This window comes from Aeromonas sp. YN13HZO-058, from assembly GCF_001921245.1.
GTDB lineage: Bacteria > Pseudomonadota > Gammaproteobacteria > Enterobacterales > Aeromonadaceae > Aeromonas > Aeromonas allosaccharophila.
In genome coordinates, this window is record NZ_MQSY01000038.1 from 76,118 (window position 1) to 98,736 (window position 22,619).

The 22,619-nt window shown below is 58.7% G+C and carries 20 protein-coding genes; 9 read left to right on the forward strand and 11 right to left on the reverse strand.

Annotated elements, in window-relative coordinates:
- Nucleotides 1–64 precede the first annotated feature (64 nt).
- The 3 genes from aceE to ampD form a co-directional block, all read right to left on the reverse strand.
- Entirely contained in the window at nucleotides 65–2,725 is a 2,661-nt protein-coding gene (gene aceE / locus BSP75_RS08900; protein ID WP_075112927.1) for a pyruvate dehydrogenase (acetyl-transferring), homodimeric type, read from the reverse strand.
- Between the two features lie 79 nt (nucleotides 2,726–2,804).
- Nucleotides 2,805–3,569: a pyruvate dehydrogenase complex transcriptional repressor PdhR gene (gene pdhR / locus BSP75_RS08905; RefSeq protein ID WP_058053405.1), complete on the reverse strand. Its 765-nt coding sequence runs from the start codon at nucleotides 3,567–3,569 to the stop codon at nucleotides 2,805–2,807.
- A gap of 278 nt (nucleotides 3,570–3,847) precedes the next feature.
- Nucleotides 3,848–4,423, reverse strand: a complete 576-nt coding sequence (gene ampD, locus BSP75_RS08910) for a 1,6-anhydro-N-acetylmuramyl-L-alanine amidase AmpD (RefSeq protein WP_075112928.1) — start codon at nucleotides 4,421–4,423, stop codon at nucleotides 3,848–3,850.
- A gap of 130 nt (nucleotides 4,424–4,553) precedes the next feature.
- Here ampD and BSP75_RS08915 point away from each other — a divergent pair, with 130 nt between their 5' ends.
- The 9 genes from BSP75_RS08915 to yacG all read left to right on the forward strand — a co-directional run bounded on the left by BSP75_RS08915 (nucleotide 4,554) and on the right by yacG (nucleotide 12,268).
- A complete protein-coding gene (locus tag BSP75_RS08915) occupies nucleotides 4,554–5,024 on the forward strand; it encodes a retropepsin-like aspartic protease (RefSeq protein ID WP_042058706.1) in 471 nt (156 codons plus the stop codon).
- A 3-nt stretch (nucleotides 5,025–5,027) separates the two neighbouring features.
- A complete protein-coding gene (nadC, locus tag BSP75_RS08920) occupies nucleotides 5,028–5,891 on the forward strand; it encodes a carboxylating nicotinate-nucleotide diphosphorylase (RefSeq protein ID WP_075112929.1) in 864 nt (287 codons plus the stop codon).
- A gap of 315 nt (nucleotides 5,892–6,206) precedes the next feature.
- Nucleotides 6,207–6,635 carry a prepilin-type N-terminal cleavage/methylation domain-containing protein gene (locus tag BSP75_RS08930; RefSeq protein WP_075112930.1) on the forward strand — a complete coding sequence of 143 codons (429 nt, stop codon included), beginning with the start codon at nucleotides 6,207–6,209 and terminating at the stop codon, nucleotides 6,633–6,635.
- Complete coding sequence (tapB, locus tag BSP75_RS08935) at nucleotides 6,636–8,342, forward strand: PilB family type IVa pilus assembly ATPase TapB (protein WP_075112931.1); 1,707 nt, start codon at nucleotides 6,636–6,638, stop codon at nucleotides 8,340–8,342.
- Nucleotides 8,343–8,496: 154 nt separating this feature from the next.
- Nucleotides 8,497–9,738, forward strand: coding sequence for a type II secretion system F family protein (locus BSP75_RS08940; RefSeq protein WP_042058699.1), 1,242 nt, complete (start codon nucleotides 8,497–8,499; stop codon nucleotides 9,736–9,738).
- 62 nt (nucleotides 9,739–9,800) lie between these two features.
- Entirely contained in the window at nucleotides 9,801–10,673 is an 873-nt protein-coding gene (locus BSP75_RS08945; RefSeq protein WP_075112932.1) for an A24 family peptidase, read from the forward strand.
- A gap of 13 nt (nucleotides 10,674–10,686) precedes the next feature.
- Nucleotides 10,687–11,301, forward strand: a complete 615-nt coding sequence (gene coaE / locus BSP75_RS08950) for a dephospho-CoA kinase (protein ID WP_075112933.1) — start codon at nucleotides 10,687–10,689, stop codon at nucleotides 11,299–11,301.
- A 37-nt stretch (nucleotides 11,302–11,338) separates the two neighbouring features.
- Nucleotides 11,339–12,061: a cell division protein ZapD gene (gene zapD, locus BSP75_RS08955; protein WP_042058692.1), complete on the forward strand. Its 723-nt coding sequence runs from the start codon at nucleotides 11,339–11,341 to the stop codon at nucleotides 12,059–12,061.
- Between the two features lie 12 nt (nucleotides 12,062–12,073).
- Nucleotides 12,074–12,268: a DNA gyrase inhibitor YacG gene (gene yacG, locus BSP75_RS08960; RefSeq protein ID WP_033138127.1), complete on the forward strand. Its 195-nt coding sequence runs from the start codon at nucleotides 12,074–12,076 to the stop codon at nucleotides 12,266–12,268.
- 77 nt (nucleotides 12,269–12,345) lie between these two features.
- On the opposite strand, the gene mutT is transcribed toward yacG, so the two are convergent.
- The 8 genes from mutT to murC all read right to left on the reverse strand — a co-directional run bounded on the left by mutT (nucleotide 12,346) and on the right by murC (nucleotide 22,520).
- On the reverse strand, nucleotides 12,346–12,750 hold the full coding sequence (gene mutT / locus BSP75_RS08965; RefSeq protein ID WP_042058688.1) for an 8-oxo-dGTP diphosphatase MutT: 405 nt from the start codon (nucleotides 12,748–12,750) through the stop codon (nucleotides 12,346–12,348).
- Between the two features lie 185 nt (nucleotides 12,751–12,935).
- The gene (gene secA / locus BSP75_RS08970; protein ID WP_042655678.1) at nucleotides 12,936–15,656 is read right to left on the reverse strand and encodes a preprotein translocase subunit SecA; all 2,721 of its coding nucleotides are present in this window, start codon (nucleotides 15,654–15,656) and stop codon (nucleotides 12,936–12,938) included.
- Nucleotides 15,657–15,714: 58 nt separating this feature from the next.
- Nucleotides 15,715–16,620 (reverse strand): M23 family metallopeptidase, encoded by a 906-nt coding sequence (locus BSP75_RS08975; protein WP_042058684.1) that lies wholly within the window; start codon nucleotides 16,618–16,620, stop codon nucleotides 15,715–15,717.
- A gap of 140 nt (nucleotides 16,621–16,760) precedes the next feature.
- Nucleotides 16,761–17,684 carry a UDP-3-O-acyl-N-acetylglucosamine deacetylase gene (gene lpxC, locus BSP75_RS08980; protein WP_005336146.1) on the reverse strand — a complete coding sequence of 308 codons (924 nt, stop codon included), beginning with the start codon at nucleotides 17,682–17,684 and terminating at the stop codon, nucleotides 16,761–16,763.
- Nucleotides 17,685–17,783: 99 nt separating this feature from the next.
- Nucleotides 17,784–18,935, reverse strand: a complete 1,152-nt coding sequence (ftsZ, locus tag BSP75_RS08985; RefSeq protein ID WP_005336147.1) for a cell division protein FtsZ — start codon at nucleotides 18,933–18,935, stop codon at nucleotides 17,784–17,786.
- Between the two features lie 39 nt (nucleotides 18,936–18,974).
- Entirely contained in the window at nucleotides 18,975–20,234 is a 1,260-nt protein-coding gene (gene ftsA, locus BSP75_RS08990) for a cell division protein FtsA (RefSeq protein WP_005336148.1), read from the reverse strand.
- Nucleotides 20,215–20,967, reverse strand: coding sequence for a cell division protein FtsQ/DivIB (locus tag BSP75_RS08995; RefSeq protein WP_042655677.1), 753 nt, complete (start codon nucleotides 20,965–20,967; stop codon nucleotides 20,215–20,217). The genes ftsA and BSP75_RS08995 overlap by 20 nt, the downstream gene beginning before the upstream one ends.
- Before the next feature lie 98 nt (nucleotides 20,968–21,065).
- Nucleotides 21,066–22,520 carry a UDP-N-acetylmuramate--L-alanine ligase gene (murC, locus tag BSP75_RS09000; protein ID WP_075112934.1) on the reverse strand — a complete coding sequence of 485 codons (1,455 nt, stop codon included), beginning with the start codon at nucleotides 22,518–22,520 and terminating at the stop codon, nucleotides 21,066–21,068.
- Nucleotides 22,521–22,619: the final 99 nt, after the last annotated feature.

Sequence of the window (22,619 nt, forward strand, 5' to 3'; positions counted from 1 at the left end):
CTCGCGTTAACCGTTTTAAAACCTGGCAAGGTCGCGCCGCATGACGGCGCGACCCTTGATCCACTTACGCGTACAGCGGGTTGACCTTGTCGGCATCGATGCCGTACTTGGCGATGGCGTCGGCCACAACCTGCTTGTCTACCTCGCCGCGCTTGGCCAGTTCGGTCAGGGCAGCAACCACCACGTAGAATTCGTTCACTTCGAAGTGACGACGCAGGTTGGCGCGGCTGTCGGAACGGCCGTAACCATCGGTACCCAGCACACGGTAGTTCTCGGTCGGAACGAAGGCGCGAACCTGATCGGCGAAGGACTTCATGTAGTCGGTCGCAGCGATGGTGGCTTCGGAACCCAGTACCTGAGCGATGTAGGGAACACGCGCCTCAGAGGTCGGGTGCAGCATGTTCCAGCGATCCGCGTCCTGACCGTCACGGGCCAGTTCGTTGAAGGAGGTGACGCTGAACACATCGGAACCGATGCCGTACTCGCTGGCCAGGATCTGGGCGGCAGTGCGCACGTGACCCAGGATGGAACCACAACCCAGCAGCTGAACTTTCGCCTTGGCACCCGCCACAGACTCCAGCTTGTAGATACCCTTGCGGATGCCTTCCTCGGCGCCTTCCGGCATGGCCGGCATGGCATAGTTCTCGTTCAGGGTGGTGATGTAGTAGAACACGTTCTCCGGGTTCTCACCGTACATGCGGCGCAGGCCGTCCTGTACGATCACCGCCACTTCATAGGCGTAGGACGGGTCGTAGGAGATGCAGTTCGGGATGGTGTTCGCCAGGATGTGGCTGTGACCATCTTCGTGCTGCAGACCTTCGCCGTTCAGGGTAGTACGACCGGAGGTCGCACCCAGCAGGAAGCCACGGGCTTGCTGGTCACCGGCTGCCCACGCCATGTCGCCGATCCGCTGGAAGCCGAACATGGAGTAGTAGATGTAGAACGGGATCATCGGGCAGTCGTTGGTGCTGTAAGAGGTCGCAGCAGCCAGCCAGGAGGACATGGCGCCCAGCTCGTTGATACCGTCTTGCAGAACCTGACCCTGCTTGTCTTCCTTGTAGTAGGAGACGATGTCGCGGTCTTGCGGGGTGTACTGCTGACCATGCGGGCTGTAGATACCGATCTGGCGGAACAGACCTTCCATACCGAAGGTACGGGCTTCGTCAGCCAGGATCGGCACGATGCGCTTGCCGATGGACTTGTCTTTCAGCATCACGTTCAGGGAACGCACGAACGCCATGGTGGTGGAGATTTCGCGCGCTTGCTCGCCCAGCAGCGGGCCGAAGGCATCCAGTGCCGGGATTTCCAGCTTGGTGGTGCTTTCGCGCAGGCGGGTCGGCAGATAGCCTTTCAGGGCGGCGCGACGGTCGTGCAGGTATTTGTGCTCGGCAGAACCGGCTTCGATCTTCAGGTAAGGCAGATCGGCCAGCTGCTCGTCGGCCACCGGCAGGTTGAAGCGGTCACGCAGGTGACGCACGGAGTCCAGCTCCATCTTCTTGACCTGGTGAGCGATGTTCTTGCCTTCAGCCGCTTCACCCATGCCGTAACCCTTGATGGTCTTGGCCAGAATAACGGTCGGCTTGCCCTTGGTCTGGGTCGCCTTGTTGAACGCAGCGAACAGTTTGCGAGGATCGTGACCACCGCGGTTCAGAGCGAAGATCTCCTCGTCGGTCATGTCTTTGACCAGCGCGGCAGTTTCCGGATAACGGTTGAAGAAGTGCTCGCGGATATAGCCACCGTCGCGGGACTTCATGGTCTGGTAGTCACCATCCACAGTTTCGTTCATCAGCTGGATCAGCTTGCCGGAAGTGTCTTTCTTCAGCAGCTCATCCCACTTGCGACCCCAGATGACCTTGGTGACATCCCAACCGGCGCCAGCGAACAGGCCTTCCAGCTCGTTGATGACCTTGCCATTACCGACAACCGGACCATCCAGACGCTGCAGGTTGCAGTTGACCACGAACACCAGGTTGTCGAGCTTTTCACGCACGGCAACGGTCAGAGCGCCCTTGGCTTCCGGCTCGTCCATCTCGCCGTCACCCAAGAAGGCGTAAACGGTCTGCTCGGAGCAATCCTTGATACCACGGTCGGTCAGGTACTTCAGGAAGCGAGCCTGATAGATGGCGGCGATGGGGCCCAGACCCATGGATACGGTCGGGAACTGCCAGAAGTCCGGCATCAGTTTCGGGTGCGGATAGGAAGGGATACCCTTGCCGTCTACTTCCTGACGGAAGTTGTCCAGCTGCTCTTCGGTCAGACGACCTTCAGCGAAGGCGCGAGCATAGATGCCCGGGGAGATGTGACCCTGGAAGTAAACCAGATCGCCACCATCCTTCTCGTTGCGAGCACGGAAGAAGTGGTTGAAGCAGACATCATAGATGGTCGCAGAAGAAGCGAAGGAAGACATGTGACCACCCAGGTCCAGGTCTTTCTTGGACGCGCGCAGCACGATCATCATGGCGTTCCAGCGGATGATGGCGCGAATGCGGCGCTCCATCTCCAGGTCGCCCGGGTAGTCCGGCTCATCGCTGGACGGGATGGTGTTGATGTAATCGCGATTTGCCTTGGCAGCCACGTCCACACCGCTTACGCGGGCTTTCTCGGCCAACTGTTCAAGGATGAACTGAGCGCGTTGCGGACCCTCTTCACGCAGCAGGGATTCCAGAGAGGCAAGCCACTCCAGCGTTTCTATCGGGTCCACATCGTTCTTCAGGATATCAGACATGGCTGGTTCCTATTTTGTTGTGATTGCACGGCATTGCACGGCAAAAGGCGCAAGCATTCGACAATAAAGCCTTGTGGGATTAGTTTTCCTGCTGACGGATCCGACGCATGGATCGCTGGATCCGGCTGTCTTCCCTCTGCATATCCAACAAGGTGTCCTCGATAAAGGCCAGATGCTCATGACAAGCTGTTCTGGCCCGCTCCGGAGCCCCCGAAAGAATAGCCTCGATCAGATTCGCGCGATGGCGACGTATCTTGGCTACCACTCCCGGGCGGCGATTCAAAATCTCGTTATTCTGCAGAATGTTCTGCTCGAGCATCGGGCTCATGGCCCGCAGCAGGTGCAGCAGCACCACGTTGTGGGACGCCTCGGCCACCGCCAGATAGAACTGGGTCACGGCTGCCGATTCGGCCACCAGCGAGCCCGACTGGCCCGCCTCTTCGATGGCGGTTTGCACCTGACGAATGCGCTCGAAATCAGACCCGGTTCCCCGCAAGGCCGCGTAGTAGGCACAGATGCCTTCCAGCGCATGGCGAAACTCCAGCAGGTCATACCGGGCTTCCGGGTGGGTACTGAGCAGTTCGAACAGGGGATCGGCCATCCCCTTGCTCAGGGCATTCTGCACGTAAGTGCCGCCGCCCTGACGGCGATAAAGCAACCCGCGCGCTTCCAGCCGCTGGATGGCTTCGCGCAGCGAGGGGCGCGATACCTGAAACTGGATGGCGAGTTCCCGCTCGGGAGGCAATTTCTGCCCCGGCTGCAGGCTGCCTTCCAGAATCATCTGTTCCAGCTCGGCGACAATGGAGTCGGCCAACTTGGGTTGCGTAATCTTGCGATAGGGCATGAGGCTACTTTGTTAAATTGGTATTACCAATTTCATGGATGGGGCGAAAATTAGCAGAGCCCTTTTGAAAAGTCCACCCAAAAGATGATCTGAGTCAAGAATCACCCCCACCACTTAAGGGGTAAAACAGGGCAAACATGATTTAGCTCATAGAAAATGGTCTGACCAATATTCTTGACGGCGCTCACAAATAACATTTGCGCAACCAGAGACGAAAATGGCCTGCCAGATCGGCAAGCCATTGATTTTAAAATCCAAACTAAATTTGAATAATTACTTTAGCTGTTTAGCAGCTGCCGGTAGTAATCCCACTGAAAACTGGCTCCGGGATCCGTCTTGCGCCCTGGTGCGATGTCACAATGGCCGACAATTTTTTCATGGGTGATGGCCGGATAGCGCGCTGATATGGCTCGGGTGAGCCCCACCAGCACCCGGTACTGGGCCTCGGTATAGGGGGTCTCGTCAGTCCCTTCCAGCTCGATACCGATGGAGAAGTCATTGCACGCCTCCCGCCCCTGCCAACTCGATACTCCCGCATGCCAGGCCCGCGCGCCAAACGGCACATACTGCACCAGCTCGCCATCGCGGCGGATCAGGCAGTGGGCCGAGACCCGCAGCTGATGAATACCGGCAAAATAGGGGTGAGCATCAGGGTCGAGCCGCCCCATAAAGAGATCGTCGATAAAGGGGCCACCAAACTCCCCCGGCGGCAGGCTGATACCATGCACCACCAGCAGGGATATATCGTCGGGCGTGGCCCGTTCGTTATGATGGGGAGAAGGTACATGGCGCGCCTGCTGGCACCAGCCAGCGGCATCGATAGAAAAGCAAGGTTGCGAAGCGAGTTGAGTCATCGGCTACTCGAGTTGGCTGATTAATGGCGAAAAGATGAAGAGATGTAATGGACAAGCCAGCACCAACTCACTGAATCAACGGGAAATGGTATGTTAGGCTGAGTCATCTTTCGCTCGATATGGATGGGTTATGCAGCACACGGCACGCTGGATGTGGTTACTGGCCTGGCTCTCTCTGATGGGCCTGCTGACCCTCTACTTCCACTCCCGCTCGCAACCGGGCGTCACCGCCAGCGGCGAGCTATTGCTGCGGGCCGACCAGAGCGGCCACTATCGTCTGGAGGGTGCCATCAACGGTCAGCCGGTGCAACTGCTGCTCGATACCGGCGCCACCCGCATCACCATCCCGCAGCAGGTTGCCGAGCGGCTCGGCCTGACCGCTCATGGCAGCAGCCAGGTCAATACCGCCGCGGGGCAGATCCGGGTCGGCAACGGCGCCATCGAAACGCTGGCGATGGGGCCATTGACCTTGTACGATCTGGCCATCTTTATCAATCCGGCGGCAGACGGTGACGAAGTGCTAGTTGGCATGAACGCCCTCGGTCGGCTGGAGCTGGTTCAAAAGGAGCGGCAACTGCTGCTCAGACCCTTGCAGGAATAAGGCATGTTTCAACAGGATGTCAGCCGCGCCGTGCGCGCCGCACTACTCGAAGATCTGGGCGATGCCCTCACTACACTGAACCAACCGGACGCCAGCGCCGATATCACTGCTCAGTTGATCCCGGCCGAGCGCATCGCCAGCGCCCGGGTCATCACCCGTGAGGCAGGCGTGTTCTGCGGCCAGCCCTGGGTTGATGAAGTGTTCGCTCAACTCGGCGGCGAGGTGAAGGTGGAGTGGAAGGTGCAGGATGGCGAAGTGCTCTCCCCCAATCAGGAGCTGTTCCGCCTCCATGGCCCTGCCCGCCTGCTGCTGACCGGCGAGCGCAATGCGCTGAACTTTGTCCAGACCCTCTCCGGCGTTGCCACCCTCACCGCCCGCTATGTGGCTGAACTGGAAGGCACCGACTGCCGTCTGCTCGACACCCGCAAGACCATCCCCGGGCTGCGCACCGCCCAGAAGTACGCGGTCACCTGCGGCGGCGGCAAGAATCACCGCATCGGCCTCTACGACGCCTACCTCATCAAAGAGAACCATATCCTCGCCTGCGGCGGCATCGCCGAGGCGATTAATGAGGCTCGTCATCTCAATCCGGGCAAGCCGGTCGAGGTGGAGGTCGAATCGCTGGCCGAGCTGGAACAGGCGCTGGCGGCCAACGCAGATATCGTGATGCTCGACAACTTCGACGTGACCATGATGCGCGAAGCGGTCGCCATCAATCAGGGCCGCGCCAAGCTGGAAGTCTCCGGCAATGTGACGCTGGACACCCTGGCTGAATTTGCCGCCACTGGCGTCGATTTTATCTCTGTCGGGGCGCTCACCAAGCATGTGCGGGCGCTCGATCTCTCCATGCGTTTTATCCAGCAGTGAAATTCCCCCCACAGGCTTGAGCAAACACTCGATATAACCGGATAAACAACTTGCAAAAGGCGCCATAGGCGCCTTTTCTTTAATCAGGATCCCTCGGCAAAGGAGTGTGATGACGGACCCGCTTCCCCCCATAAAAAAGAGTCGTTAGAAGCCTCTTATTTTATGATTTATATCATGTTTTTGGTAAATGATAGAAAAGTGGTTAACAAAGGCAGCAATCTCTGTTGCCACCCCTGACAGCTCGGATAAGATACTGACGTGCGGATGGTTTTCTACCGGCACTTCCCAGGAACCAAGGATAAAAGGACATTTGACATGAAGAAGCAATCAGGTTTTACCCTTATTGAACTGATGATCGTGGTCGCGATCGTGGCCATATTGGCCGCCATCGCGCTGCCTGCGTATCAAAATTACACCAAAAAAGCAAAATTTACTGAAGTAATCGCATCAACGGGCGCATTGAAGACAGCCGTTGAGCTCTGCTATGCCGATCAGGGGGCATTAACTAACTGTGATTCCAGCTCTCAAGGTATCCCAGCAGCACAATCTGGTGCCGTTGGTCTGGTGAAAAATCTATCTGTCGCTGATGGCGTTATTACGGCTGAGGCGGTTGGTGTGAGTGGTACACCAGTAAATGGCCTTTCTGGTGAGACGTATATATTGTCTCCCACTGCTGTTAATAACAAACTTACATGGGCAACAGTTTCATCCTCAACATGTATTACGGCAGAAATCTGCAAATAAATGACCTCTAGCCCTAATAGCGGCCTGGCGTTAAGCCTGGCCGCCTCTTCACTGATCAGTGAAGAGGACTCCCAGCGCTATCTGAGCCAGGCCAAGGCCCAGCGCAAACCCTTTGTGACCTTTCTGATCGAGAACAACATCCTCGACAGCAAGGCATTGGCCGATTTTTGCGAGCTGGAGTATGGGGTACCTCTGCTGGATCTTGCCGCCTTCGATTTGGCCGAGATCCCGCAGAAGTTCCTCAATCAAAAGCTGATCGACAAGCACCACGTCCTGCCCATCTACACCCAGGGCCATACCCTCTATATCGCCATGTCGGATCCGACCAATGTGTCGGCACTGGAGGATTTCGGCTTCAGCTTCGGGCTCCATACCGAGGCGCTGCTGGTAGAGGAAAACAAGCTCACCGCCGCCATAGCCAAGCTGCTGGAGAGCGAGAACGACGCCCTCGGCATGGAGGATATCGACGAATCCGAGATTTCGGATCTCGAGGTCTCCGACGAGAACAGTCGGCTGGACGAGAGCGTCAATACCGCCGATGACGATGCCCCCATCGTCAAGTACATCAACAAGATCATGATGGATGCCATCAAGCGCGGCGCCTCCGACCTGCACTTCGAACCCTACGAGTTCAAGTATCGGGTTCGCTTTCGCATCGATGGCATCTTGCACGAGATCGCCACCCCGCCGGTCAATCTGGCCAACCGCTTCTCCGCCCGCCTCAAAGTCATGGCACGGCTCGATATCGCCGAGCGGCGGCTACCACAGGATGGCCGGATCAAGCTGAAGCTATCGCGCAACAAGTCGATGGATATGCGGGTCAACACCCTGCCCACCATGTGGGGGGAGAAGATCGTGATCCGTCTGCTCGACTCCTCGGCGGCGCGCCTCAATATCGAGCAACTCGGCTTTGACGACCGGCAGAAGGCGCAATACCTGCGCGCCCTCTCCAAGCCGCAGGGGATGATCCTGGTAACCGGCCCCACCGGCTCGGGCAAAACCGTCTCGCTCTATACCGGCCTCAATATTCTCAACACCACCGAGGTGAACATCTCCACCGCCGAAGATCCGGTAGAGATCAACCTGCCCGGCGTCAACCAGGTGCAGGTCAATCCCAAGGCGGGGCTCACCTTCGCCAGCGCCCTGCGCTCCTTCTTGCGGCAAGATCCGGATGTGGTGATGGTGGGTGAAATTCGCGATCTCGAAACCGCCGAAATCGCCATCAAGGCTGCGCAGACCGGCCACCTGGTGCTCTCCACCCTGCACACCAACTCCGCCGCCGAGACCCTGACCCGGATGATGAACATGGGGGTGCCCGCCTTCAACATCGCCTCCTCGGTGACCCTGATCATGGCCCAGCGGCTGGCCCGTAAACTGTGCGACCACTGCAAGGCGCCGGAGGTGGTGCCGGAAGCCGAACTGCTGGAGCTGGGATTTACCCCGCAACAGCTGGCGGCCGGATTGCGACTGTTCAAACCGGTCGGTTGCAAGGAGTGTTCCGGCGGCTACAAGGGGCGAGTCGGCATCTACGAAATCATGCTGATGTCGGAGAACATCGCCAAATTGATCATGCAGGGGGCCAACTCACTGCAAATCGCCGCGATTGCCCAGAAGGAGGGGATGCGTACCCTGCGTACCTCGGGGCTGGAGAAGGCCCGGCTCGGGGTCACCAGTCTGGCCGAGGTCAACCGGGTCACCACCAACTAATTCGCATGGCGAAACAGTCGCCGCTAATACTCGGTGCGTAGGTTCGATTAGCGCGGCGTAATCGGACATTCGCGCAGGGAAACAGGATTAACGCTACGTCATCGGACGTTTGTGTCATAAGGGCTGGCGCCCGACCCAATTGCAGGATGCAAAGATGGCAACCCTAACCAAGAAGAACAATGCCCCCAAGAAAGTCTTCGCCTTCCGCTGGCACGGGGTAAACCGCAAGGGGCAGAAGGTCTCCGGCGAGCTGCAGGCCGACAGCATCAACACCGTCAAGGCCGAACTGCGCAAACAGGGGGTCAACGTCACCAAGGTGGCCAAGAAATCCCAGGGGCTCTTCTCCAAGGGTGGCGCCAAGATCAAACCGATGGATATCGCCATCGTCTCCCGCCAGATCACCACCATGCTTTCCGCCGGGGTACCACTGGTGCAGAGTCTGCAGATCATCGCCCGCAGCCACGAGAAAGCCTCGATGCGCGAGCTGATGGGGCAGATTGCCGCCGATGTGGAGACCGGCACCCCCATGTCGGAGGCGCTGCGCCGCCATCCACTCTACTTTGACGCTCTCTACTGCGATCTGGTGGAAGCCGGTGAGCAATCCGGCGCGCTGGAGACCATCTACGACCGTATCGCCACCTATCGGGAAAAGTCGGAGGCACTCAAGTCGAAGATCAAGAAAGCGATGTTCTACCCCACCATGGTCATTCTGGTCGCCATCGTGGTGACCTCCATCCTGCTGCTGTTCGTCATTCCGCAGTTCGAGGATATCTTCAAGAGCTTCGGCGCCGAGCTGCCGGTGTTCACCCAGTTTGTCATCGGCATCTCCCGCTTTATGCAGAACTGGTGGTATGTCTTCTTTGGCGGCACGGCCCTTGGCATCTTTCTCTATGTACGCGCCTGGCGGGCCTCCCAGAAGGTGAGAGACAATACCGACAAGTTCGTGCTCACCATTCCGGTAGTCGGGATGATCCTGCACAAGGCGGCGATGGCTCGCTTTGCCCGTACTCTGTCGACCACCTTCTCCGCCGGTATTCCACTGGTAGATGCGCTGATTTCGGCGGCAGGCGCCTCCGGCAACTATGTCTATCGCACCGCGGTCATGGCCATCCGCAACGAGGTAGTGGCGGGCATGCAGATCAACGTGGCGATGCGTACCGTCGATCTCTTCCCCGACATGGTGATCCAGATGGTGATGATCGGTGAGGAGTCCGGTGCCATCGATGATATGCTCTCCAAGGTCGCCACCATCTTCGAACAGGAGGTGGATGATCTGGTCGATGGCCTCACCAGCCTGCTGGAACCCCTCATCATGGTGGTGCTCGGGGTGCTGGTCGGTGGCATGGTTATCGCCATGTACCTGCCCATCTTTAAACTGGGCGACGTTGTAGGTTGATTCATCAGGGCATGGCACCACCGCCATGCCCCTCCCCCTCATTTAACGATTGACGGTTGGTTATGACACTTCTTCTCGAGCTGGCTCACGGCTTGCCCTGGCTCTACTTCTCGCTGGTTTTTCTCTTCTCCCTGATGATCGGCAGCTTCCTCAACGTGGTGATCCACCGCTTGCCCATCATGCTGGAGCGGGAATGGCAGGCCGAATATCGCAGCTACTTCACCCCCGATGAGGAGGCCACTGCGCCAGAGCGCTACAACCTGATGGTACCGCGCTCCGCATGCCCTCACTGTGGTCACGCCATCACTGCGCTGGAAAACATCCCGCTGCTGAGCTGGCTCTGGCTCAAAGGGCGTTGCCGCGACTGTCAGGCACCGATCTCGGCCCGCTATCCGCTGGTGGAACTGCTGACCGCCCTGCTCTCGGTAGCTGTTGCTATGGTGATTACACCAGGATGGAGCACACTGGCCGCCCTGCTGCTCACCTGGATACTGGTTGCCCTCACCTTTATCGATCTCGACAAGATGTTGTTGCCCGACCAGCTCATCCTGCCACTGCTGTGGGGTGGGTTGCTATTCAATCTGGCGGGAGGCTTTGTGCCGCTGGCCGACGCGGTGATTGGCGCCATGGCGGGCTATCTGGTGCTCTGGAGCCTCTACTGGGCCTTCAAGCTGCTCACTGGCAAAGAGGGGATGGGTTATGGCGACTTCAAGCTGCTGGCGGCGCTGGGTGCCTGGCTCGGTTGGCAGGCGCTGCCCATTATTCTACTGCTCTCATCCCTGGTCGGCGCTGTGATCGGCATCAGCCTGATCGCCTTGCACAAACACCATCAGGGCAAGCCCATCCCTTTCGGCCCCTACCTCGCTATCGCGGGCTGGATCGCCCTGTTGTGGGGCGATACCATCACCCGCTGGTATCTCTCTACCCTGCTTTGAGCAAGAGGCCCCCATGTATGTAGTTGCTATCACCGGTGGTATCGGCAGCGGCAAAACCACTATCGCCAATCAGTTTGCCGCGCTGGGTATCGAGGTGGTGGATGCCGATGTGATCGCCCGCGAAGTGGTCGAGCCGGGCACCCCTGCCCTTGCCGCCATCGCCGACCATTTTGGCCCGGATGTGCTTGATCCAAGCGGCCAACTCGATCGTCGTGCCCTGCGTGAGCGGGTCTTTAGCGACCCACAGGCCAAAGAGTGGCTCAATGCCCTGCTTCACCCGCTTATTCGCAGCGAAATGCAGCGCCAGTGTGCCGCGGCACGCTCACCTTACTGCCTGCTGGTGGTGCCACTGCTGGTGGAGAACAAACTCACCGGCCTCGCCAATCGGGTGCTGGTAATTGATGTGGATGAAGCCACCCAGATTGAGCGCACCTGCCGTCGGGATGGGGTATCGGCCGAGCAAGCCCGGGCCATTATCGCCGCCCAGGCGAGCCGGTCGGAGCGCCTCGCTGTGGCGGATGATGTCATCGAAAACCACAATGGCAGCGAAATGGCGATTAAAACGCGGATTTTGGCGCTGCACGAGACATATCTGGCAATTGCCTCTCAACAAGCCCGCCAAGTGTGAGTACACTAGGCCGGTTTATGGCTGGCCAGGATTAGGCATGATTTACGATTTCCCCCTCAATGAAAAAAGCCGGACTTATCTTCGTCTGGAGTCCCTGTTTTCCCAGATCCGCGACAATCTGGAGAGTGAACAATCCTGGGCACATATCGCCTTCTTCAAGGGGCTGTTCGATCTGCAGGAGTTGCTGGAGCGTGGTGACCTGCGCGCCGACCTCATCAAGGATCTGGAGCGTCTCGGCCAGCGTCTGAGCCACTGGGCCAGCCTGCCCGATGTCGATCTGGAACAGATCAAGCAGATGCAGCAAGAGAGCAGCCAGCTCTCCCGCAACCTGCTCAACTCGCCACGCCCGGGTGCCCGCCTGAAAGAGGATCGTCTGCTCGGCTCGATCCGCCAGCGTTTCTCCATCCCCGGTGGCCTGTGTGCCTTCGATGTGCCGCAGCTGCACCACTGGCTCGGTACTCCGGCCATCACCCGTCACCAGCAGATGCAGGGCTGGCTGAGCGACATCAACCTGCTGATGAATGCCATCACCCTGTTGCTGCGCCTGTGGCGTGAGTCAGGCAGTTTCAGTGAACAGGTTGCCAGTAACGGTTTCTTCCAGGACACCGCCGAGAGCGCCGAGCTTATCCGCATCAAGCTGCCGGGCAATCTGTTCTGCTACCCGACCCTGAGCGGCCACAAGAACCGCTTCGCCCTGCGCTTTCTGCCCACCGCAGAACAGCCGATTGGCGATGTGACGTTCCAGCTTGCCTGCTGTTAAGGAGACATCCTGATGGTCACCAAGGTCAAATGCCCGACTTGCCAAACCGAGCTGGAGTGGGGCCCGCAGAGTCCGTTTCGCCCCTTCTGCAGCAAGCGCTGCCAGCTGATCGATCTCGGCGAATGGGCCGATGAAGAGAAGCGCATTCCTGGGGAGATCAATCCGGATCTGCTGCCGGAGCCGGAAGAGGGCGATCAGTGGCTATAAGCCAGTGGTCACTCACCTCTGCAATATGAAAAAAGGGCCGACGGGCCCTTTTTTGATGCTTGTTGGTTGCTATCGGATCACGCCAGCAGGCCCTGTAGCCGCGCCACAATCGGGCCATTGGCATCGGGGAAGTGGTAGTTGTGCAGCTCTGCCACCGGCACCCACAGACACTCTTGCCCCTCCTTGCCGAACGGTTCGCCGCTGAAACGGGTCACCTTCCAGATATCCAGCAACACCTGCTTCTCGGGGTAGTCGTGCTGCAACTCCATGAAGGGAGTGCAATCCTGCACCCGGATGCCGATCTCTTCCCACAGCTCTCTGTCCAGCGCGGTGAGCAGATCCTCGCCCGACTCCACCTTGCCACCGGGAAACTCCCAGCGATCCCCTTGATGGCGATCGGAGGAGCGTCTGGCGATGAAGATATCGCCTTGTTCATTCTCGATGACGCCAACCGCCACCCAGATCCGCTTTTTCTGTTCCATCTTGTTACCTTTGTACACTATGCCTGACCGCGCCGTTCGATGCGCCCAACCTCCGGTTGGGTGAGCGGCCGATGATGCCTGATATCCGATAACCCTTGGTCAGGTGGCGCCACCACAGTGACTTCGCCACTATCTGACAAAAACAAGGCGGGCACCGGGCCCGCCTTGTCATGGCACTGCGTCGATCAGGTCAACTGACCGTGGCAATGCTTGTACTTCTTGCCGGAGCCGCACGGGCAGGGATCGTTGCGGCCGATCTTCTGCTCATCACGCACGAAGGTGGTGTGACCCTCTTCGCCTGCGGCCTCTTCATCGGCCAGCTGGCTCTCTGCGGCGGCGTGGGTGTAGGTACGGGGAGCGGCTTCAGCCTGCTGGCGCTGCTGCTCTTCCATCGCTTCCACATCGCGCTCCTGCACCTGAACACGGCTCAGGATGCTGACCACGTCGCGCTTGAGGGTTTCCAGCATCTGGGTGAACAGATCGAAGGATTCGCGCTTGTACTCCTGCTTGGGGTTCTTCTGGGCGTAACCGCGCAGATGGATGCCCTGACGCAGGTGATCCATGGCCGCCAGATGCTCTTTCCACAGACCATCCAGAGTTTGCAGCATCACCGCTTTCTCGAAGTTGCGCAGCACCTCTTTGCCGACCAGCTCTTCCTTGTGGGCATAGAGCTTGGTGGCTTCGTCCAGAATGCGCTCGCGCAGCTTCTCTTCATACAGCTTGTCATCTTCCGCCAGCCACTGTTGCAGCGGCAGATCCAGCGCGAAGTCCGCCTTCAGGCGTGCTTCCAGACCCGGCACGTCCCACATCTCTTCCAGAGACTGGGGTGGGATGTACTCGTCGATCACCGCGCCGTACACGTCGTCACGGATGACATGAATGGTCTCGGAGATATCATTGGTATCCAGCAGCTCGTTGCGCTGCTCGTAGACCACCTTGCGCTGGTCGTTGGCAACGTCATCAAACTCCAGCAAGCTCTTGCGGATGTCGAAGTTGCGACCTTCCACCTTGCGCTGGGCGTTTTCGATCGCCTTGGTGACCCACGGGTGCTCGATAGCCTCGCCCTCTTCCATGCCCAGCTTCTTCATCATGCCGGTCACGCGATCGGAGGCGAAGATCCGCATCAGGGTATCTTCCATGGAGAGGTAGAAACGGGAGGAGCCCGGGTCACCCTGACGACCTGAACGGCCGCGCAGCTGGTTGTCGATACGACGGGATTCGTGACGCTCGGTACCGATAATGTGCAGACCACCGGCGGCCAGCACCTCATCGTGACGCACCTGCCAGGCGGCTTTCAGCTCGGCAATCTGCTCGCTGGTCGGGTTCTCCAGCTTGGCAATCTCTGCCTGCCAGTTGCCGCCCAGCACGATGTCTGTACCACGACCGGCCATGTTGGTGGCGATGGTGACCGCACCAATCTGGCCAGCCTGAGCGACGATCTCCGCTTCCATGGCGTGGAACTTGGCGTTCAGTACCTTGTGCGGAATGTTCTCCTTGGTCAGGATGCCGGAGAGCAGCTCGGAGTTCTCGATGGAGACGGTACCCACCAGCACCGGCTGACCACGGGAAACGCAACCACGGATATCTTCGACGATGGCGGCATACTTCTCATTGGCTGTCAGGTAGACCAGATCGCCCATGTCCTTGCGCACCATCGGCTTGTTGGTCGGGATAACCACGGTATCCAGGCCATAAATCTGCTGGAATTCAAAGGCTTCGGTATCTGCAGTACCGGTCATCCCCGCCAGCTTGTTGTAGAGACGGAAGTAGTTCTGGAAGGTGATGGATGCCAGCGTCTGGTTCTCGTTCTGGATTTTCACCCCTTCCTTCGCTTCAACGGCCTGATGCAGACCATCGGACCAGCGACGACCCGGCATGGTACGACCGGTGTGCTCGTCGACGATGACGATTTCGTCTTTCTGGACGATGTAGTCCACGTTGCGCTCGAACAGGGTGTGAGCACGCAAACCCGCATTGACGTGGTGCAGCAGGCTGATGTTGGAGGCGGAGAACAGGGAGTCGTTCTCGTCCAGCAGCCCCTCTTTCTTGAGCAGCTCTTCCACGAAGATCTGGCCGTTTTCGGTCAGCAGGGCCTGACGGTTCTTCTCGTCCACCGTGTAGTGACCGTCGCCGGTGTACTCTTCGGTGTCTTCCTTGTCCTGCTTGACCAGCAGCGGGATCAGCTTGTTGACGCGAATATAGAGCTCTGAGCTGTCTTCGGCCGGGCCGGAGATGATCAGCGGAGTACGGGCTTCATCGATAAGCACCGAGTCAACTTCATCCACCAGCGCGTAGTTGAGCGGACGCTGGACGCGCTGCTCCGGCGAGAACGCCATGTTGTCGCGCAGGTAGTCAAAACCGAATTCGTTGTTGGTACCGTAGGTGATGTCGGCGGCGTAGGCGTCACGCTTCTGGGACGCATCCATGCCGGGCACGTTGCAATCAACTGTCATGCCGAGGAAGGCAAACAGCGGACGGTTCGCTTCCGCATCACGCTTGGCCAGGTAGTCGTTCACCGTTACTACGTGCACACCACGGCCACTCAGGGCGTTCAGGTAAGCTGGCAGAGTTGCGGTCAGGGTCTTACCTTCACCGGTCTTCATTTCCGCGATGCGGTTGGAGTTCAGCACCATGCCGCCGATCAGCTGTACGTCGAAGTGACGCATGCCGAACACCCGCTTGGAGGCTTCACGCACGGTCGCGAACGCTTCCGGCAGCAGCTGCTCCAGGGTCTCACCCTGCTCGATACGCTGACGGTATTCGGCCGTTTTGGCCTGCAACTCGGCATCGGACAGAGCCTCGAACTGCGGCTCCATGGCATTGATCTGTTTTACAATTTTGCGCAAAGCCTTGAGCGTTCTGTCGTTCCGGCTGCCGATAATCTTGGTAAGCAGTGTGCTAATCATGGGTACCAACTATTTCTGGTTATAAAAGCGTTCCGTCACTGGAACTGAAGAAAAAAACCTAACCCCGGCTGGCACTGAGAAAGCGTGCGGGGTTGACCTGACGACCGTCTTTCAACACTTCGTAATGCAGATGGACCCCGGTCGCGCGACCGGTACGTCCCATCAAGGCAATCTTCTGACCCTGATCAACCAGGGTGCCCACCTCGACCAGCAACCTGGAGTTGTGGGCATAGCGGGTGACCAGGCCATTGCCGTGATTAATCTCCACCATATTGCCAAATTCCGGATGACGGCCCGCCCAGCTGACAATGCCAGGCCCGGTGGCCAGAATCGGGGTTCCGGGTTTGCCACGGAAATCGACCCCTTTGTGCATCTTGGCACGCCCGTTGAACGGATCGACCCGTCCACCAAACCCGGACGAGACCCAAACTCGCTCCTGTTTGACTGGCGTGCCGGAAATAAAACCGGCATCGGTGATATGGTGATTCATGATGAAAGATTCAAGTACCGACAGCTGCTCTTCGCGGCTGCTGAGCTGCTGGCTGAGGTGTTTCATCGAGGCTTGCAGCTCGTTGAGGCTCACTTCCAAATCTTCATCATAAGAAGGGCCGCCCATCGGGGGCAGCTCTTTGAAATTGAACTCGTCGGGATCGAGATCGGCCTGCTCGGTCAATCGTTCGCCGAGGGCATTGAGACGGCCAAGCTGGCCCTGCATGGTGCCCACCTGAGCAGCCAGCATTGCCAACTGTTCACGGGCTTCGTCGCCACTCTGGTCGACGGACTGTTGCTCGGCAACGGCAAGCGCCACTTCCAGCGCCTCCATTTTCTGGTGCCAGCTCTGCCAGAGCCAACCACCACCTAGAGCCAACAGGGAGAAGAGAATACCGCCGACCCAGGCCAGACGTTGTTTGGGCAGGTGCAACTTGCGTCGCTGCTTGCCGTGGAGGATCAGGGTAATGCTCATAGAACTAAGTCTGCTCGGTCAGGTGCGGCCAGGAGCCTGCACGGGAAATAAAACCGGGAGATAATCGGTATTAAAGGATGGAGTAAACAAATGACGGAACGTCGGTGCGGAGAGAGGACCGACGTTCCGTTGCACAGCTATCAGGCCAGAACCAGACCGTTATCGTAGTAAGCGATAGGCGCTTTGTCGCCCTCACCCTCGAAGGTCACCAGTTCCCAAGCCTCCTGCTCGGCCAGCAAGGCACGCAGCAGCTTGTTGTTCAGGGCATGTCCGGTCTTGTAGGCACGGAACTCACCGATGATGCTGCGGTTACACATATAGAGGTCACCGATCGCATCCAGCATCTTGTGCTTGACGAACTCGTCCTCATAACGCAAACCGTCTTCGTTCAGTACCCGATAGTCGTCCAGTACCACGGCGTTTTCCAGGCTTCCGCCCAGCGCCAGGTTCTGGGAACGCAGGTACTCGATATCACGCATGAACCCGAAAGTACGGGCGCGGCTGATCTCTTTCACGAAGGAGGCACCGGAGAAGTCCAGTACGCAACGCTGATTGCGCCCTTCAAAGACCGGATGCTGGAAATCGATCTCGAGATCCATCTTGAAGCCGTTGCGATAGGGGTGGAATTCCGCCCACTTGTCGCCGTCTTCAACCCGGATACTCTTCTTGATCCGCACAAACTGCTTGGCAGCATTTTGCTCACGGATCCCGACTTCCTGCAGCAGGTAGATAAAGGGATGCGCACTGCCGTCCATCACCGGGATCTCGGGCGCGTCAACCTCGACATAGAGGTTGTCGATCCCCATCCCGGCCAACGCGGCAGAGAGGTGCTCAATGGTAGAGACACGGACACCGGCTTCGTTAACCAGAGCGGTACAGAGCACGGTATCGCGCACCTGATCGGCATTGGCTGGCAGCTCCACCACAGGATTCAGGTCGGTACGCAAGTAAACGATCCCTGTGTTCACAGGCGCCGGACGGAACGTCATGGTGACTTTCCGGCCCGAATGCAGGCCGACACCAGTCGCCTGTACACTCGTTTTCAAGGTTCTTTGTCTAATCATGGGTGTACCCTAAACAGCTTAAAATCCGGACCAGATGGTCGTTGGCAGGCCATCTTAGCACATTCCTTGAACAACAAACAAACAAGAGCCATAAGAGGCTTAGTCGGCTTGCTTGCGCAGGAACGCCGGAATATCCAGGTAATCCGGTTCGCGACGAGCTTGCGGCTCGGCGTTGACCACCTTGGCCGGGGCTTCGTCCATCACGCGGCCTTGCATCATGTCGCTGACCAGCGGCTGACGTACCGGGCGCTCTTGCACCTGGCTGCTCTTGACCAGGGTGATGTCCGGCTTGCGCTCGGCACCGATACCGGTCGCAACCACGGTCACACGCAGCTCGTCGTGCATTTCCGGGTCGATTACGGTACCCACAACAACGGTAGCGTTCTCGGAAGCGAAGGCCTTGACCGCGTTACCCACGGTTTCGAACTCTTCGATGGTCATGTCCATACCGGCGGTGATGTTGACCAGGATGCCACGGGCACCGGCCAGATCCACGTCTTCCAGCAGCGGGCTGGAGATGGCTTTCTCGGCCGCTTCTTCGGCGCGGTCATCACCGGAGGCGGAACCGGTACCCATCATGGCGGTACCCATTTCACGCATCACGGTACGCACGTCCGCGAAGTCGACGTTGATCAAGCCCGGGCGGGTGATCAGCTCGGCAATGCCCTGTACCGCACCAAGCAGTACATCGTTGGCCGCCTTGAAGGCGTCCAGCAGGGAGATACCGCGACCCAGCACCTTCAGCAACTTGTCGTTGGGGATGGTGATCAGGGAGTCGACGTTTTTGGAGAGCTCTTCGATACCGTGCGCAGCGAAGCCCATCCGTTTCTTCCCTTCAAAGGAGAACGGCTTGGTGACGACGGCAACGGTCAGGATGCCCATCTCGCGTGCCACTTCGGCTACGATCGGCGCAGCACCGGTACCGGTACCACCGCCCATACCGGCGGCGATGAACACCATGTCGGAACCGGTCAGCAGCTCACGCAGCGCTTCGCGATCTTCCATGGCCGCATCACGACCCACTTCCGGATTGGCGCCGGCACCCAGACCCTTGGTGATGCCACCGCCGATCTGCAGGGTAGTGTTGGCGCTGGAGTTACGCAGTGCCTGGGCGTCGGTGTTGACGGTAATGAACTCAACACCCTCAATATTTTGACGAACCATGTGCTCGACAGCGTTACCGCCGCCGCCACCTACACCGATCACTTTAATGACGGCTTCGTCAGTGTGGCTATCCATAAATTCAAACATGTTGTCTCTCCGCTTTATTTGCCTGACTCAGCAAAATTCTTAGAACTCGCCACGCAGCCAGTTGCTAACCCGTTTGACCAGGCCACCGACGCTTGCCTTGGCGGCATATTCTTTGTTGCTACCTGTGGCTTGATGGGTGCGGCCATATTGCAGCAACCCGACCGCAGTCGAGTACACCGGTGCCTGCACGTAATCACTCAAACCACGTATGTTCATGGGCTCTCCCACCCGGACCTGGCTCTGGAAGATCTGCTCTGCACACTCCACAATGCCTTCAATCTGGGCAGCGCCGCCGGTCAAGACCACACCGGCTGCCAGCTGATGCTTGACCCCCTGCGCTTTCAACTCGCTCTGTACCCGCACCAGCTCATCATTCACCATGGAGAGCAACTCGGTGTAACGGGGCTCAATCACTTCAGCCAGTGTCTGCCGTTGCAGGCTGCGCGCCGGACGACCGCCGACACTGGGTACTTCAATATTGTCTTCCTTGCTGACCAGACGACCGAGGGCGCAACCGTAGCGCACCTTGATCGCTTCCGCGTCGAGCGGCGGCGTGCCGAAGGCGTAGGCGATATCGCTGGTCACCGTGCTGCCAGCGTACGGGATCACCTTGGTGTGGCGCAGGGCGCCGCCGGTAAACAGCGACATATCCATGGTACCGCCACCAATGTCCACCACGCAGACACCCAGCTCCTTCTCGTCTTCGGTCAATACGGCATAGCTGGAGGCCAGCGCGGAGAAGATCAGTTGATCCACCCGCAAGCCGACCTTCTCCACACATTTCTCAATGTTGCGAGCCATGTCGTTGTGGCAAGTGATCAGGTGAACCTTGGCCGCCATCCGCACACCGGAGAGGCCAACCGGGTTCTTGATCCCTTCCTGATAATCGATGGCAAACTCCTGAGGCAGCACATGCAGCACCCGCAGCTCGTCGGAGAGGCGAACCGACTTGGCGGTGTGGATCACGTTGTCCACATCCTCCTGGGTCACCTCTTCATCGGAGATGGGCACCATACCGGTCTCATTGCGGCAGTCAATATGCTTGCCGGACAAACCCAGATAAACCGAGCTGATCTGGCAATCGGCCATCATCTCGGCCTCTTCCACCGCGCGGCGCAGTGACTTGACCACGGAGTCGAGGTCATTGACCCCGCCCTTCTCCATTCCGCGGGAAGCGTGACTGCCCATACCGATGACGTTGAGTTCACCGTCCGGCAATACTTCCCCGACCAGAACCGCCACCTTGGTTGTGCCGATATCCAGTCCGACAATCAAATTCCTATCTGCGGTGTTGGTCATGCACTTTCTCTTCGCTCTTCTTCCAGCCAACTGCCATTCCGGTGTCGTATCGAAGATCCACGTAGGCAACTTGCGCACGGGGTTCGATAACCGGGAAGGCATCGATAAACCGCTGCAACCGGAGCGCAATGTCATTGCGTCCCAGGAACAGCTTGATATTGCCATCCAGGGTCAGTTCCCAGGCATGGCGGGGGGTCAAATTCACCCCCAGCAACTTGTATCCCTTGGCAGCCAGTTGCGACTCGTACTGCCGACTCTCTTTCAACACCCGGGCGGCCTGGTCATCCGGCCCTGACAGCTGCAACAGCGGCGTCTTGACCCGATCCGGGGCACTGAATACCGTGCCCCTGGTGTTGACGAAGCGGTTGCCATTCCAGCGCGCCGCCACATCTTGTTCCGTGAGGTAGATCTTGATCTTGTTCGGCCACTTCTTTCGTACCGAGACCTGAGCTACCCATGGCAGGGCATTGAGCCGTGCCTGCAATTCGTTGACGTCCAATTCGAAGAAGTTGCGCAGCTCGGCGCCATCCAGCACGGCCATCCGCAGCTCTTCGGTTTGCAAATACTGGTGTTGCCCCTGCAGCAACAGCTCGCTCATGGGCAACCGGTTGGCATCCGTCAGCCAACCTTTAACATCCAGCGCAGTCCGATAGCAGCCCCATATCACCAGCAGGAAAAACACTACGCCTGCGATGAAGCCACCCTTGGTGCGCCCCTGTGCCCTTGCCTCCACCCGTTCGTTCCCCGTGTAACGCGCTAATCCGGCCTTTTGACAGACCGGTTCGCCATTATATAGGCCCCGGCTTGGCGGTCAAAATACTCATTGGGCCCTCAGGCGCCAGATTTCATGCTATCTATGCTCAATTTCATCTCTCCGAGACGACGGGCAAGCGCCCCGACGTTCCCGGCGCCTTGAGTCAGCACCAAATCCCCCTCGCCGATCAGGTCGGCCAGCACGGCTGGCACGTCATCTGGCGTGGCGACGAAGATGGGCTCCAGGTTGCCGCGCGAGCGAATGGAGCGGCACAGTGCTCGGCCATCAGCGCCCGGGATCGGCTCCTCACCAGCAGCATAAACCTCCAACATCACCAGCACGTCTACCTTGGAGAGCACATCGGCGAAGTCCTCGTAGAGGTCGCGGGTGCGGGTGTAGCGGTGCGGCTGGAACACCATCACCAGACGCTTTTCGGGCCAACCGGCACGGGCGGCGTTGATGGTGACCTTCACTTCACTCGGGTGGTGACCGTAATCGTCCACCAGCATCGCCTTGCCGCGACCGGTTTCAAACTCGCCATACTGCTGGAAGCGACGGCCGACCCCTTCAAATTTGGCCAGCGCACAGATGATGGCCTCATCGCTGACACCGTCCTCAGTCGCGACAGCTATCGCCGCTGCGGCGTTCAATGCGTTGTGAATACCCGGCAAATTGAGGGTGACCTGCAGTTCCCCCGCCTCTTTGCGGCGAACCCGGAAGCAGCTGTGGTTGGTGGTCTGGACAAAATCCAGCACCTGCACATCGGCATCGTCAGAGAGACCGTAGGTCAGGGTCGGGCGGGCAATCTCGGGCAACATGCCACGGATCACCGGATCATCGATGCAGACCACCGCCAGTCCGTAGAAAGGCAGATTGTGCAGAAACTCGATGAAGGTGGCCTTCAGCTTGGAGAAGTCACCGCCGTAGGTATCCATGTGATCCGCTTCGATGTTGGTCACGATAGAGACCATCGGCTGCAGATGCAGGAAAGAGGCGTCGCTCTCGTCCGCCTCGGCAATCAGATAGCGGCTGCTGCCCAGGCGGGCATTGGTGCCGGCACTGTTGAGCAGACCACCGATGACGAAGGTCGGGTCACGGTCGGCTTCGGCATAGATGCTCGCCACCAGACTGGTGGTGGTGGTCTTGCCGTGAGTACCGGCAATGGCGATACCGTGACGGAAACGCATCAGCTCGGCCAGCATCTCGGCGCGGCGCACGACGGGGATGCGCAATTCGCGGGCAGCCAGCAGCTCAGGGTTGTCCTGCTTGATGGCGGTAGAGACCACCACCACGCTGGCACCCTCGACATGTTCGGCACTGTGACCGACGAAGATGTGCGCGCCCAGTCCGGCCAACCGCTCGGTCACGGCGTTGCGAGCCAGATCAGAACCCGTTACCTGATACCCTTCGTTGGCAAGCACTTCGGCGATCCCGCCCATACCTGCACCACCGATGCCGATAAAGTGGATGCGACGCACGCGGCGCATTTCGGGGATCACAGTACGCAGTTTTGCCAGTTCAACCTTGGTCATAATCGTCTCTTTAGTCTGCCGCAGGCCATGTGCCGTCAAAACGCGGCTGCACAACGGCATCAATACATACAGGTACAAGGCCGCATGGTGTCACCGCTG

Excerpts from the sequence above, each read along its gene's own strand:
- BSP75_RS08915 (WP_042058706.1), top strand. The coding sequence starts at position 4,554 with ATGCAGCACACGGCACGCTGGATGTGGTTACTGGCCTGGCTCTCTCTG.
- coaE (WP_075112933.1), top strand. The coding sequence starts at position 10,687 with ATGTATGTAGTTGCTATCACCGGTGGTATCGGCAGCGGCAAAACCACT.
- tapB (WP_075112931.1), top strand. The coding sequence starts at position 6,636 with ATGACCTCTAGCCCTAATAGCGGCCTGGCGTTAAGCCTGGCCGCCTCT.
- murC (WP_075112934.1), bottom strand. The coding sequence starts at position 22,520 with ATGACCAAGGTTGAACTGGCAAAACTGCGTACTGTGATCCCCGAAATG.
- nadC (WP_075112929.1), top strand. The coding sequence starts at position 5,028 with ATGTTTCAACAGGATGTCAGCCGCGCCGTGCGCGCCGCACTACTCGAA.
- yacG (WP_033138127.1), top strand. The coding sequence starts at position 12,074 with ATGGTCACCAAGGTCAAATGCCCGACTTGCCAAACCGAGCTGGAGTGG.
- BSP75_RS08945 (WP_075112932.1), top strand. The coding sequence starts at position 9,801 with ATGACACTTCTTCTCGAGCTGGCTCACGGCTTGCCCTGGCTCTACTTC.
- BSP75_RS08975 (WP_042058684.1), bottom strand. The coding sequence starts at position 16,620 with ATGAGCATTACCCTGATCCTCCACGGCAAGCAGCGACGCAAGTTGCAC.
- zapD (WP_042058692.1), top strand. The coding sequence starts at position 11,339 with ATGATTTACGATTTCCCCCTCAATGAAAAAAGCCGGACTTATCTTCGT.
- pdhR (WP_058053405.1), bottom strand. The coding sequence starts at position 3,569 with ATGCCCTATCGCAAGATTACGCAACCCAAGTTGGCCGACTCCATTGTC.
- mutT (WP_042058688.1), bottom strand. The coding sequence starts at position 12,750 with ATGGAACAGAAAAAGCGGATCTGGGTGGCGGTTGGCGTCATCGAGAAT.
- BSP75_RS08930 (WP_075112930.1), top strand. The coding sequence starts at position 6,207 with ATGAAGAAGCAATCAGGTTTTACCCTTATTGAACTGATGATCGTGGTC.
- ftsA (WP_005336148.1), bottom strand. The coding sequence starts at position 20,234 with ATGACCAACACCGCAGATAGGAATTTGATTGTCGGACTGGATATCGGC.
- aceE (WP_075112927.1), bottom strand. The coding sequence starts at position 2,725 with ATGTCTGATATCCTGAAGAACGATGTGGACCCGATAGAAACGCTGGAG.
- ftsZ (WP_005336147.1), bottom strand. The coding sequence starts at position 18,935 with ATGTTTGAATTTATGGATAGCCACACTGACGAAGCCGTCATTAAAGTG.
- ampD (WP_075112928.1), bottom strand. The coding sequence starts at position 4,423 with ATGACTCAACTCGCTTCGCAACCTTGCTTTTCTATCGATGCCGCTGGC.
- BSP75_RS08940 (WP_042058699.1), top strand. The coding sequence starts at position 8,497 with ATGGCAACCCTAACCAAGAAGAACAATGCCCCCAAGAAAGTCTTCGCC.
- secA (WP_042655678.1), bottom strand. The coding sequence starts at position 15,656 with ATGATTAGCACACTGCTTACCAAGATTATCGGCAGCCGGAACGACAGA.
- lpxC (WP_005336146.1), bottom strand. The coding sequence starts at position 17,684 with ATGATTAGACAAAGAACCTTGAAAACGAGTGTACAGGCGACTGGTGTC.